Origin of the sequence: Fibrobacter sp. (assembly GCF_017551775.1) — a bacterium.
In the GTDB taxonomy this organism is placed as follows: Bacteria; Fibrobacterota; Fibrobacteria; order Fibrobacterales; family Fibrobacteraceae; genus Fibrobacter.
In genome coordinates this window covers 1-12818 of sequence record NZ_JAFZKX010000110.1, presented here as the reverse complement: position 1 = coordinate 12818, position 12818 = coordinate 1, and the positions used below count along the sequence as shown (strand labels likewise).

At 51.8% G+C, this 12818-nt stretch carries 10 protein-coding genes; 2 read left to right on the top strand and 8 right to left on the bottom strand.

Translation table 11 applies throughout. From position 1 onward, the window contains the following. The first annotated feature begins 226 nt into the window (after window positions 1–226). The gene (locus IK012_RS12815) at window positions 227–1450 is read left to right on the top strand and encodes an ATP-binding protein (RefSeq protein WP_290955226.1); all 1224 of its coding nucleotides are present in this window, start codon (window positions 227–229) and stop codon (window positions 1448–1450) included. 10 nt (window positions 1451–1460) lie between these two features. Here the strand turns inward: IK012_RS12815 and IK012_RS12810 are convergent, their stop codons facing one another. Then, window positions 1461–2186 carry a hypothetical protein gene (locus tag IK012_RS12810; protein WP_290955224.1) on the bottom strand — a complete coding sequence of 242 codons (726 nt, stop codon included), beginning with the start codon at window positions 2184–2186 and terminating at the stop codon, window positions 1461–1463. Window positions 2187–2371: 185 nt separating this feature from the next. After that, complete coding sequence (locus tag IK012_RS12805) at window positions 2372–2689, bottom strand: TfoX/Sxy family protein (protein ID WP_290955223.1); 318 nt, start codon at window positions 2687–2689, stop codon at window positions 2372–2374. 37 nt (window positions 2690–2726) lie between these two features. On the opposite strand from IK012_RS12805, the gene IK012_RS12800 reads away from it, so the two are divergent. Continuing rightward, a complete protein-coding gene (locus tag IK012_RS12800) occupies window positions 2727–3059 on the top strand; it encodes a multidrug efflux SMR transporter (protein ID WP_290955221.1) in 333 nt (110 codons plus the stop codon). A gap of 9 nt (window positions 3060–3068) precedes the next feature. Here the strand turns inward: IK012_RS12800 and IK012_RS12795 are convergent, their stop codons facing one another. The 6 genes from IK012_RS12795 to IK012_RS12770 all read right to left on the bottom strand — a co-directional run. Further along, complete coding sequence (locus IK012_RS12795; RefSeq protein ID WP_290955219.1) at window positions 3069–5087, bottom strand: T9SS type A sorting domain-containing protein; 2019 nt, start codon at window positions 5085–5087, stop codon at window positions 3069–3071. A 159-nt stretch (window positions 5088–5246) separates the two neighbouring features. Beyond that, window positions 5247–5678, bottom strand: coding sequence for a GNAT family N-acetyltransferase (locus tag IK012_RS12790; protein ID WP_290955217.1), 432 nt, complete (start codon window positions 5676–5678; stop codon window positions 5247–5249). 8 nt (window positions 5679–5686) lie between these two features. Beyond that, window positions 5687–6613, bottom strand: coding sequence for a BatD family protein (locus IK012_RS12785; RefSeq protein WP_290955215.1), 927 nt, complete (start codon window positions 6611–6613; stop codon window positions 5687–5689). Between the two features lie 439 nt (window positions 6614–7052). Beyond that, complete coding sequence (locus IK012_RS12780) at window positions 7053–8447, bottom strand: glycosyl hydrolase family 8 (RefSeq protein ID WP_290955213.1); 1395 nt, start codon at window positions 8445–8447, stop codon at window positions 7053–7055. Window positions 8448–8570: 123 nt separating this feature from the next. Next, complete coding sequence (locus IK012_RS12775) at window positions 8571–12203, bottom strand: T9SS type A sorting domain-containing protein (RefSeq protein WP_290955211.1); 3633 nt, start codon at window positions 12201–12203, stop codon at window positions 8571–8573. Window positions 12204–12343: 140 nt separating this feature from the next. Next, on the bottom strand, window positions 12344–12818 hold a 475-nt coding region (locus tag IK012_RS12770), incomplete at its 5' end, for a T9SS type A sorting domain-containing protein (protein ID WP_290955210.1).

The following is a 12818-nucleotide window of genomic DNA, read 5'->3' as shown; positions in this document are numbered from 1 at the left end:
TAAAAACATTAAAGTCCTCATTTTACTTCTAAAAAGTGTGTCTAGACACAGATTTTAGAAACATATTCAAAGAAGAAACAGCCCAAAAGGTGGTACAATACCACCTTTTAATAAAGCCCGGAAAACGCAATTACCTTTAATTTTATGGAAGTAATCCATATTTTTATAGATAAATATTGATTTTACCTATAATTTTATGCATATTATCCATAAAAATGGAGGCTACATGCTGCACCGTTTCATCCAGAACCGACTCGAAAACGTATTCAAGTACTTTCCTTGCGTACTGCTGACAGGCGCAAGGCAAGTCGGCAAGACGACCCTTATCAAGGAACTCGTCCCAAGCGAGTCCATGGTCACGTTCGACCCCGTGGAAGACATCCGCGGGGCAAAAGCCGACCCGGATCTATTCTTGCGGCAGATGCCCATTCCCGGATTTTTGGACGAAGTGCAATATGTTCCACAAGTGCTCGCCTCCCTCAAGCGATTTGTCGATACAAGCGATTCCCGCAAATCCATGTTCTACCTGAGCGCTTCGCAAAACCTGAATGTTCTCCGCGGCGCAGCTGAATCCATGGCGGGGCGAGTCGCCGTTCTCGACCTCTACCCGCTTTGCTATAAAGAATTGTTCCAGAAACAGGAACGCGGCGTATTGGAAGCATGGTTGCAAGATGGGGCAGACAATTTTTCCAACTTTGGTGACGGATCAGTCCCTGCGTTAGCGAAACTTCTTTGGCGAGGCGGAATGCCAGGCATCCTTGACATGCCCGACTCGCTCATCCCCGATTATTTCACGGGCTACATGCGCACCTATATCGAGCGCGACGTCCGTACCATAGCCGAAATTTCAAATCTGACCTTGTTCTCCCGATTCGTACGGCTGCTTTCGGCACTTTCGGCACAGGAGGTAAACGAAAGCGAACTGGGGCGCGACCTCGGAATCGACAGGACGACTGCTCTCCGCTGGAAAAACATCTGCGAAGCGACATACCAGTGGGTTTCTATACCGCCCTTCAACAGGAACCCCATCAAGAAAATTTCGGGCAAAAGCAAGGGTTACTTTGTGGATACGGGTTTCCTTTGCCAGCTGCAAGGAATCTACTCACCTGAAGTTCTAATGTCTCACCCGTTGTACGGCCATATTTTTGAAAGCTTTGTCGTGATGGAAGTCATCAAGCGTATCAACGCCTGGAGCGCAAGGCCAATGCTATACCATTACAGGACCTACGCAGGAGCCGAAGTCGATTTGATTTTAGAATACAACGGGAAACTATTCCCCCTAGAAATTAAACTGGATTCACACCCAGCCAAGAAAGATGCAAAAGGTTTCGCATCTTTCAAGGACTCTTTCCCTAAAGAGAACATCGCCATGGGAATAGTCGCCTGCAACACTCCTGTTCCATACAAGTTATCAGAAAACGTGTGGGCAGTCCCCTGGTGGGAACTTTAAATCAAGCGAATCACAAATACAGCCCGAAGCGGACATCGCACTTGACGCCCGCAAAATCGGCATAGTTCATCCACACGGCGCAGCCAACGCTCACGCCGTTAATCAGCACGTCCTCGTCTTCGATAATGTTTTTCCTGCTCTGCAACGTATGCTCGTAGCGCACTCCCACTGAATAATGGTACAGGGGTTCAACACGATCTTCGCTATCGAACGGTTCATAGGATGTCAAACCAATACCGATTTCAGGCGCAATTTTCCAGATGCCGTTCATGTCTATCGGAGGCCTGTAGAACAACTCCCCATTGAAGAAACCCATCGACGCATTCGCGCCCCCGCCCATCGATGCGTAAAATTCGCCAAACCGGAAAACTAGACCCGTAACAAGTTCCAGACCGAACATCACCTCGCTATCTTCGGCAACAAACGGCGCCGTCAAGGACAATCCCAAATAATAGTCCTTGTAGCTCCGGTTTTTCTCGTTCCACTTTTTCTTTTTCTCCTTGAGTTCGCGCTCTCTCGCCTCGCCAGCCCGTTTTTCGTCGGCCGCCTTCCTCTGCTGGCATTGCGTATCGTCCTTGTCGCAAGAGATTGCCCAATCAACAAGGCCAAAAACCACTTCCAACATGGTAGGCGCTTCATCTTCGCTAGATGCTTTCGAGGAACCCGCCCACGCCGGGAAAACCAGCATGCCCACGCATACCAGAACAACCCTCAATGTCAGTTTCGGCGAAAACATAACCAGCCCCCTAAACATCTCCATATTCATGAAGATATCTTATTTTGCACAAAATGGAACACCGAACATCTGCTGATCCCGTACGTTCATCGGGATTTAAAACGATGCCGCCCAATGGACCCTATCGCGGCGCTACGCTTGCTCCAGGGTGACAATTGCGAAATAGGTTCGAGGTGACAAAAAGATTATTTCTTCTTCGGTGCAGGGACTTCCGGAAGCATGGCGTCCAGGAGTTGCACGAGGAAAGCGCTGTCTTCTATCTGCTCTGCGGTAATGCGGAGCATGGGCTTCGCGCCCTCATAGGGCAGCTGCTTTTTCGCACCTGGGAGCATTTTCAATGCCGCGGGCACGGGCTTCACCAACAAGCGGTCGTCATAAATTCCGCCGAAGACTTTTCCGTCGGCGTAAAGGATGTACTCGCCCATCATCTTGCGGGTGGTCACGCGGAGCTCTCCCTTGAACTGTTCCACTACATGGTCTCTGAATTTTTGTGAACTCGGCATATTCTTCAATATAGAAATTAATTTGTATATTAATTCCATGCTCAATTACTTTTTTCTATTTCTAGCCATCATCACAGAAACTGCCGGCACCACACTTCTCAAGATGTCGGAGCAGTTCACGAAAATCGTTCCTTCCATCTTTTCGATACTCTGCTATGTAGTATCGCTCTACCTGCTGAGCCTCAGCCTGCGCACCGTTCCCATCGGCATCGCGTATGCCACCTGGTCGGCATTGGGCGTCGCCCTCATAACGATAAGCGGCATCTGCTTCTTCAAGCAGATGCCGGATCTCGGAGCCATCGTAGGGCTCATTTTGATTGTTTCTGGTGTCGCCGTCCTGAATCTTTTTTCAAAGATGGACATCCACTAAAGTAGCGGATTACTTCACCACAATTTTTGCAGAGCGTGCCATGCGGCCGCTTTCGACACGCACCACATAGCTACCCTTGTTCAGATGCGCAAGGCTAAAGCTCCTGGTTGCGCTCACCGATTCGGAGAACGATTCTACACGGTGGCCCATCAGGTCGAACACCTGCACGCGCACCATCGAAGCCTTCGGCAAGGTCACCGTCAGTTCGTTGTTCACGTAGCCGAGCCCAAAGTTCGGGAGAGCGGCAGCGACAATTGCATCGCCCTTTTCGCTAGAACTGGACTTGGCCTTGCTAGAAGAGGACTTTGCAGAGGAACTGCTGGACTTGGCAGAACTGGAAGAAGACTTCTCGCTGCTGCTGGACTTTGCGGAGCTGGAGGAAGACTTCTCGCTAGAGCTCGACGGCGGTACGACGCTAGAGCTGGACGGCACTATGCTGGAGCTGGAAGCCACAATGCTAGAGCTAGATTCCTCCACGCTGGAAGAAGACGCTACGCTGGACGAGGACTCCACGCTGGAGCTGGACGGCAGCGATTCTACGAGATCGTATTTTGCGACGAAACTCGCCCTGGTGGAATCATACCCTACGACGTTGATGGTATAGGTGTATTCCCCGTACGGAATATCGAGGTTCGCATTGCCGTAAAGCGTGAGAAGATTATTCACCGTATCGATCGAAACGTCAAGTCCGAGGCCATCACTCTCAATAATGTTCCAGGCAATGTTGTCATAGCGGAACACAAGAGGTTCAACAGTACCGCCGGGCATAACCATCTGCCTTTCCGGACCGCTGACATGTTCAAATATCATGGGCAACGGATCTGCAGTGACAAACACCGTGACGGTATCGTCAATATCCGGGCCGTCAGCAATAACCCTGACAGCGTACCTTCCATTGGCGGAGCGGTCAACGGTTCCATTGAAAGTCACCACGCCGTCCTGAATTTTCACATTGGCCGTTCCCGGGAAACCATCCACAATCACCCTTTCTGCGTTCTTGGTATTGAAATACATCGTCTTGATAGATTCACCGGCAGTTAGATGCTGATCGCCATTATCAGAAGTCATGGAAATCTCAGTAGGCACCAGCGGACCTCTCATGAAAACTGTCACCCTCGCCGTGTCGTTATTGTTTTCGCCCCTGGCAATGACCTTAATCTCATAGGCCCCATAATCCAGATCGGGCTTGGTTAGTACGAGAAGAGACATGCTCCCACGTTCGCGATCGACGTGCAAATAATAACGTTCAATTATGGGAGAGAGGATTTCAGGTTCTCCCACCATATTGTTGAAGAAGAACTCGACCATATCCAGGGTGTCACCCACAACCACATGTTGCGAATCATTTTTTGCAATTCTCAGGTCAGTGGAATCGTTATTCGCAAATATAAAGGCTCTACCCGAAACATCAAGCGTATCGTATTCCCACGTGAGCATGCGAATCCCATAATTCCTCGTGTGAGGCCAATTCGATGCATGGAGGGTTCCAGAGATTGTGATTAATCCTTTATCCCGATTGTCGTCCACATTGAGTCCGTACGGGACCGTGTGATGCATAACCTGCGCGACGTTGCCATATTCAATATATATCGGTTCGATTTCTCGACCGACGACCATTCTCTGGTCCATATTGTCAGAAACTAGCCTAGCGTACGGTTCTCCTGCCGGCGTCAAGAATAGTGTAATGATACTTGTGACCGTATCCGTCACACTAGGTCCCTGTAACAAAATGACGGCTTCTTTTCTACGATTATCCAAATTTTTTTTAAGCTTTCCGAAAATCGTGCAAGTATCCCTATTCCATTGCACAGTCAAGCCAATATCTTCAAAGCCATATTCCTCATGATGCCTAACATTGGTGTAACGCACGACAATCGGTTCAATATCGTCCCCCATGCGCGCATCGGCAAAGATTCTATTCTCGTATTGTTCATGACCGGTCAGAACCTCCACTCCCGGGACCCAGTCAGACGCCATCGCATACGTCGCGAGCAACGACGCAGCCAACACTAATAGAATTTTTTTCATAAAAATCCCCTTGAATTGCAGTTTATGTGTTTTTTTTGCGGGAAAGGTAACAAAAGTTTACCTTATTTGCAATACATTTAACGCAATTTGTTATTAAAAACATTTAATTTGCATACACGACCATTGAAAAAAAGGCCTTTTTCCGCCCTGAAGGGCAATTTAGAGGGATTTTTCCATGTACACGCACTGGAACGTGTCATGATGCGGTTTACCGGTCTCTTCGAAGCGGTAACCCATTTTTTTGTAGAAATTCTCGACCCCTTCGCGGCTGGAGATTACGGCTTTTTTGAAGCCCTTTTCGCGCATCCACTTTTCGGCTTCGGCGACTACGGAACGGCCCAGGTGCTGCCCCCGGTATTCCGGCAATACGACGACGCGCCCGACTTCCGCAGATTCGCCGTCTATGCCGAACCAGCGGCATGTGGCCACCGGGTAAATATCGTCGAGAGCGAGGACATAGTTGCAGTCCGCGCCATCCTTCGCGTCGATTTCGGCATCGAGCGGGATCTGGTGCTTGCGCATCATCGCCTGGATGCGCACGTAATACGCACCCGCACGCTCGCTCTCTTTGGTAACCCGGATGATATTCATGGACCCGATTATTCTTCTTCGGATACGCCCATGAGCTTCATGGCGCCCTTCCAGGTTTCGCGATTTTCGAACCCGTCGCGCTTGCCGCCGCCGTAGCGGGCGTGCGCGAATTCTTCGACCAGCGATTCCCAGCCTTCGAGTTTGCCATCCTTAACCATCGCGTCCAGGTTCACAGCGGAGGCGGCGGAGGCATCTCCGGCACCCTCACCGGCAATCCCGAATTTTTCGGCAACGTATTCCTTGCAAATACTTTCCAGTTCCAAAAGCCACTCGCGGCTGTCTGCGGAATTCACGCGCTGTTTCAGGACCATCATGCGTTCGCGCAGGGCGTTCTCGGCGGCATTTTTGGAGGCGGCGGCTGCACGAGCCGCTGCACGGCGGCGGGCGCGCCACAGGCCCGCTAAAAGCACGCAAACGGCCACAACCAGGCCAACCACGAGCGGAAGCGGGTTAAAGGGTTCATTCACACGCACATCCACGCTCTCGCTCCGCAAATCGAGCGGCTGCCCCATTTGCGTCGGGATTTCAAACCGCATGGCGGGTATATGCAGGTTTCCCGTATCCTGCGCCGCAATCTTGTAGGTAAACGTAATCGAGGCGATTTCCTTGCCGTCTTTCACGGAGCGCGCCGATTCCTGAGACATGGCCACCTGCGTGAGGCCCTTCGCGTTCGCGGAACCCGTAGGCACCACCAAGAGCGCGCTACCCTGCACGCTCCAACTCACCGTGATCGGGAAATCGAACGTATCGCCCACGGTCACCGTGGGCATCCCGCCTTCGGGACCGGCCTTCACCGAAATGCCCAGCTGTTCGGGAGTGGGCATGCTTATCTGCGATGCCTGAGCGGAGTCCGGCACAGCGTTTGCGGCAGAATCCTGCACGCCGATTGCAGCGCTATCCTGCGCCGCATCCATATTCAAAGAATCATTTTCCATATGTACAAAATGTACAAAAGCCGAGAGTCGCAGGCAAGGACTTCGTGCGGCAAAAGCGAAGCCCCAGATATCAATCTGGGGTTGAGCTTGCCGGCGAGGGGGCGCTGACTTACGCCAATGCAATCTCTTTTTCGCCCCCGAGCTTTCTTTACCCACATGCGACCGAGGCGCCAAACCATGGCTTTGCGTATGCAAAGCCCATGTACAAAAGCCGAGAGTCGCAGGCAAGGACTTCGCGCGGCAAAAGCGAAGCCCCAGATATCAATCTGGGGTTGAGCTTGCCGGCGAGGGGGCGCTGCGCAAAGCCCATATACAAAAAAACGCCCTGCGAGGTTGCAGGACGTTAAAAAGCCAGTGGATGCCCTTGCCGGGCAAAGCCCGGCGGCGGCATGACGTACCATATTGCGCAGCCATGCAACCGCGGCATGATGCGCCAGGATTACAGCGGGAGCAGCGCGGGCTTGATGAAGAAGCCGTTCAGCAGCTCACTGAACATCGTCATGAGGATGTGCGGGAAGTAGCTGAAGCCAGAAATCGTCCTCGCGTTGAATTCTGTCGTACAGCCGTCAATCCACGCCTGGTTCACGCCCATACCCGTAAGGCACCATGCGCCATGGAAGTGCGGCTGCAGGTTTTCCTTCTTGAGCGTACTGTCGGCCTTACCCGCTACCGCAGAATAGATATGCGTACCGGCTTCTGAAGTGAGCTTGCTCGGGTTGCCATTCGTCTTGCCCGAGATAAAGGTGTTCATGCCCATAAGCAGCTGTACGGCTCGCGGATCCTGCGTCCAGTAGTAATCCCATGCGATACGCCACGGCACGCGCACGGCCTCGTGGAAGAACCTGTAATAGGTGTTCGTCGCGGAACCGTTCTTCGGGTCGACAGCGTTGCCGTTTGCATCGCTCCAGTCCGGGAGAAGTCCGGGGCCCTTCGCCTGCACGCCCGCCATATAGGTGTACATCGTGTTCAGCACGCCAGTCCAGTCATGGGTGTTGTCGATAAGGGCAAACAGCTTAAGCGCGATCGGTGAGAAGTAGCTCGGGTTGTAGGCGCTTCCGTCCTTTTTCCACGTAGCCATGTTTCCGGAATAGATCAACAACGACGGGCTGATTTCGTTGTCCCAAATGGCACCGGCAATCAGGAGGGCGTCGTTCAGGTACAGGGTGTTTCCCGTCTTGTAATAGGCGAGAATCAAGGCAGTCGCGATGTCCAGGTCAGCATCCGTCGCCGAAGAGGCGTTGGAAGGCATGACGAGGGATTCAAAGGAATACGTACCCATCTTCCACGGGGTCAGATTCGGGCCGCCCTGGTATTCGCGGAAGCCCTTGCTGTAGTACCACAGGGAGTTGAAGGCGTCCATGTCATTAGCAAAGAACGTAATCAACATGCCGTAACCGATAGCCTCGGACACGGTGCAACCGCGCTTCTTGTAGTTGTCGTTACTTTCGTCGATAACGCAGAAGGAGTCGCTCTGGGTATCCCAAATAATGCGTGCAGGATACATGCCTGCGGCGACATAGGTACCGAAAACAGAAGTCCAGTCCATCGCCAACACCGGATAAAGCGCAGCCTCTTGCTGGTAAGTCCTATAGTAGGTAGTCTTCCATGCGGTATACCATTCCCCAGTAGCAGTAACGTTCGCCGTAGTAGGAAGAAGGCCGTAAGGCATCTGCACTACTCCAGGGCCGGAAACGGACGAAGATGAAACCGGGAGCGTCGCGCTGCTCGCCGGAGGGGGCACCGGTTCCGGAGTAACGGGACCTTCCTCGTCACAGGCAGAAAACAACATTGCGGCACCGATTGTCAGAGCCGAAAAAACCAGTTTTTTCTTCATTTCAAAAGTCCTCATCTATTTACCCCATAATATACTTTACTATTCGCGATTTATCTACAAGATAAACAAAAAAAAAGCCCCGAGAGCGCATCCCGGGGCCTATATGTGAACGAAATCACCCGATTATTTCAACACAATCTTCTTTGCAAGCCCGATTCCCGGACCAACAACGCGGACCATGTAGACACCGGCCTTGAGGCTGGAAAGATCCACGGCGGAGCCTGCATCAACAGACTTCACGACATGTCCCTTAAGGTCTCTCACCTCGACCTTGCCGGCAGTGATGCCCTGGAGCGAGAGCGTGCGGTCAGAAAGGGTAATATCCGCATTCGCCTTCGGGCTGGCCACGGTCTTTACAGATGCGATATCGTGTTGTTCCGGCTTGTTAAAGGCAACAGCGCTGCTATTGTTGATCGACCTGATCTTGGTTATGCGGAAATCGCCAACGGTGCCCGCACGGCCTTCGAACTTGATCTTAATTGCCGCGATGTGCTTAAGGGCGGAAGTCTTATCAACCGAGCGGTTCCAACCAGTAGAACGCTTGAACTTCGACCAGGGAAGCACCAACTGACGGGTATGATGGCGGGACGACTTGGGAGCAGACGCCGCATAGGTACCGTAGTAGGAGTCCTTCTTGTTGCCATCGGTTACGAGTTCCACAGAGAAATCGACAGTGGATTCATATTCGATCACGATGCCACCCCAAGCAGATACATCCGTACCTTCCTGGTTTTCGCTCCATACGTTGAAGCCGAGGCTTGCATACGGATTACGAGCACCACGATTCAGCTTCACACGGCCCTTGATGCCATGATAGGTCTCGACGAGCGGTCCGAAGAAGTTGCCGTACACGTTTTCATGGACATTAGCCGGCCATACGAACTTGGAATGACCATGCTCGTTTTCGTCGGTCTCTTCGTACCAGTAACCGTAAGTCACAGTGTTCGAGCCCGTATTGACCCTGCCCAGTTCATCCTTCGCGCCATCCCAGTAAAGTCCCTTGGAAACGAATTCCTTCACCGGTGTGGGCGGGATAATCGTGCTAGGACCATTCTTAATCGACCTGACGCTAATGATGCGGAAACTGCCAGAAGTGCCAGCGGTGCCTTCAAATTTGAACCTGATCGTAGCGGTATTGCCAAGGACACTGTTTATATCAGCAATCTTGCCCCAGCCACCCTGCTTGAACTTAGACCAGGGAAGCACAATTTCGCTAACGGTAGGAGACTTGGGAAGATAAGCCTTGAATTCGTCATATTCGGTCATATCCCTTGGGTTTTCGACACCAAGTTCAACTTGGAATCCTATGGTGGATTCATACTTAATCACGATGCCTTCCCAAGACGAGATATCCACGCCTTCCTGGTTTTCGCTCCAGATATTGAAGCCGACACCGGCATACGGATAGTCATAGCCTTCACCGAGCACCACACTACCCTTGACACCGTTATACGTTTCGACAAGCGGGCCAAAGAAATTGCCGTAAGCATTCTCTTCGACATCGGAAGGCCAAATCATCTTGGACGAACCACCGTCATTTGCATCGTCGTATTCGTACCAGTAACCAGAGGTCCTTTCTTCAGAACCGGTTTCCACGCGGCCTTCGGTATCAACAGTGCCATCCCAATAAAGCTCATAGGAAGTCAAAGACGACACATGGATAGTCGTATCGGGTGCCGGCGGAACAACCGTTCCTCCCCCAATCGCCCTGACGCTGATGATACGGAAATCGCCAGAAGTGCCTGCGGTGCCTTCAAATCTGAACCTGACAGCAGCTATGCGAGCAAGGGCAGAATCCCTATCAACCAACGTGCCCCAGCCTCCCTGCTTGAACTTAGACCAAGGAAGCACAATTTCGCTAACGGCAGGAGACTTGGGAAGATACGCCATGTAATTGTCGTAATCGACATACTCCTTTTCATCTTCAACCGCGAGTTCTAGGTTAAAACCGAGGGTGGATTCATATTTAACCACAAGGCCGCCCCAAGACGAAACATTCACGCCTTCCTGGTTTTCGCTCCAGATATTGAAGCCGACACCGGCATGCGGATAATCACAGCCTTCACCAAGCGCCACATGGCCCTTGACACCGCCATACGCCTCAACGAGCGGGCCGAAGAAATTGCCGTAGACATTCTCATGGACATCCGACGGGTATGTAATTTTGGACGTGCCGTCAGGTGTGTAACAGTAAACAGTATTATTTTCTTCAGAATCGCTGAAATCGTACCAGTAACCGGCAGTCAATTCACCCGAACCAGTTGCTACACGACCTTCGGTATCGACAGCACCATCCCAATAAAGCGTATTGGAAACGCGTGCCGTCACGTGAGGATCAGGATGGACAGTCGTATCGGGAGCAGGCGGAACAACCGCACCTTTCCCTAACGACCTGATGCCGATGATACGGAAATCGCCAGAAGTGCCAGCGGTGCCTTCAAATCGGATCCTGACACCAGCCACGCGGGCAAGGACAGAATCCCTATTAACTTCCGTGCCCCAGCCTCCCTGCTTGAACTTAGACCAAGGAAGCACAATTTCGCTAGCGGTAGGAGACTTGCGAATAGACGCCATATAATTGTCGTATTGGACATAGTTCTTTTCATCTTCAACCGCGAGTTCTACGCTAAAACCGAGGGTGGATTCATATTTAAGAGCGATGCCGCCCCAGGACGAAATATCCACGCCTTCCTGGTTTTCGCTCCAGATGTTGAAACCGACACCGACATACGGATAGTCATAGCCGTCACCAAGCATCACACTACCCTTGATGCCGCCATACGCCTCGATAAGCGGTCCGAAGAAATTGCCGTAGACATTCTCTTCGACATCCGACGGGTATGTAATTTTGGACGAGTCATTTCGGCTCCAGTAACTAGAACCAAATTCATTAGCATCGCCAAATCCGTACCAGTAGCCGGCCGTCAAATCTTCAGAACCCGTGTAGACCCTGCCTTCGGTATCGACAGTGCCATCCCAATAGAGCGTATCGGAGGACCGAGTCGCCACATGGGAACCCGTATCGGGCGGAGTAACCGTCGTATCGGGCACAATGACAGTTGTATCGGGCCGCGGAGTAATCACCGTATCGACATTCCCCCTGATAGACCTGATGCTGGTTATACGGAAGTCGCCACTCGTGCCGGGGCTCCCTTCAAACACCAGCCTGACAGCAGCGGTGTGACCAAGAACGTAATTCAAACGCGCAGTCTTGCCCCAGCCACCCTGTTTGAACTTTGACCAATCAAGCCTATATTCAGTACCGGAAGGCGCCTTGGGAAGTCGCGCCTTGAAATTGTCGTATTCGGTCACGAGCTTATCATTTTCGACCTGGAGCTCGGCAGAGAAACTAAGAGTGGATTCATATCCAATCACGATTCCGCCCCAAGACGAAATGTCCGCGCCATCCTGCTCTTCGTTCCAGATGTTGAAGCCAAGGCCGGCATACGGATAATCGTAACCCTCACCAAGCTCCACATGGGCCTTGACACCCCCATACGCCTCGACAAGCGGGCCGAAGAAATTGCCGTAGGCATTCTCTTCAACATCTGACGGGAATGTAAATTTAGACGTTCCGCCGTCATTTGAATCATTGTATTCATACCAATAGCCGGCATGAGGATTGGGTGAACCCGTCTCAACCCTACTTTCGGTATCTGTTGCACCATTCCAATAAAGTACATTGGAAACATTGCCTGCGGCAAAAGCCGCCGTGGCTGCACAGGCAAAAACGCCAAGTGCTCTTCGTTTGTTCATAATGAACCTCCCCTTAAAAAAAAAGATTTTTCCCTAGCAAGAATATACATTCATTTATTGCGAAAAGAAATTTTATTTTACATACAAAAAACATCCCGGTTCAAAGACCGGGATGCCGAATTTCTACAATCAGCAGATTATTACTTGAGAACAATCTTCTGAGCGAAGTTCACGTTCTTGCCAGCGATGCGGACCATGTAGATGCCAGCGTCGAGGCCGGAGAGATCCATGGTGGAACTGACGATGGCGGACTTCACGACTTCGCCCTGAAGGTTAGTCACTTCGGCCTTGGCAGAAGAGATGCCATGGAAGTGGAGGACGCGGTCAGAGAGTTGAGCCTTGACGGAAGAAGCGACAACAGTCTTGACGTCCCCGATACCGCATGCGCTACCGCAGCTACTGCACTTGCCGAGAGAACCGACCTGCCTGATGTTGAAGTCACCGGAAGTACCGGCGGTGCCTTCGAACTTCAGCTTGATGGCGGCAGTAGACTGGAGGACGGTTTCCTGGTCAACAGTCTTGCCCCAGCCACCCTGCTTGAACTTTGCCCACGGGTAGTCGCCCGAAGAGCCGTTCGGAGCCTTGGAAACGGCAGCCTTGTAGTTGTCGTATTCG

Bases quoted from the DNA above. Each gene is read 5' to 3' on its own strand.
- IK012_RS12815 (WP_290955226.1), top strand. From the start codon at position 227: ATGCTGCACCGTTTCATCCAGAACCGACTCGAAAACGTATTCAAGTAC.
- IK012_RS12810 (WP_290955224.1), bottom strand. From the start codon at position 2,186: ATGTTTTCGCCGAAACTGACATTGAGGGTTGTTCTGGTATGCGTGGGC.
- IK012_RS12805 (WP_290955223.1), bottom strand. From the start codon at position 2,689: ATGCCGAGTTCACAAAAATTCAGAGACCATGTAGTGGAACAGTTCAAG.
- IK012_RS12800 (WP_290955221.1), top strand. From the start codon at position 2,727: ATGCTCAATTACTTTTTTCTATTTCTAGCCATCATCACAGAAACTGCC.
- IK012_RS12795 (WP_290955219.1), bottom strand. From the start codon at position 5,087: ATGAAAAAAATTCTATTAGTGTTGGCTGCGTCGTTGCTCGCGACGTAT.
- IK012_RS12790 (WP_290955217.1), bottom strand. From the start codon at position 5,678: ATGAATATCATCCGGGTTACCAAAGAGAGCGAGCGTGCGGGTGCGTAT.
- IK012_RS12785 (WP_290955215.1), bottom strand. From the start codon at position 6,613: ATGGAAAATGATTCTTTGAATATGGATGCGGCGCAGGATAGCGCTGCA.
- IK012_RS12780 (WP_290955213.1), bottom strand. From the start codon at position 8,447: ATGAAGAAAAAACTGGTTTTTTCGGCTCTGACAATCGGTGCCGCAATG.
- IK012_RS12775 (WP_290955211.1), bottom strand. From the start codon at position 12,203: ATGAACAAACGAAGAGCACTTGGCGTTTTTGCCTGTGCAGCCACGGCG.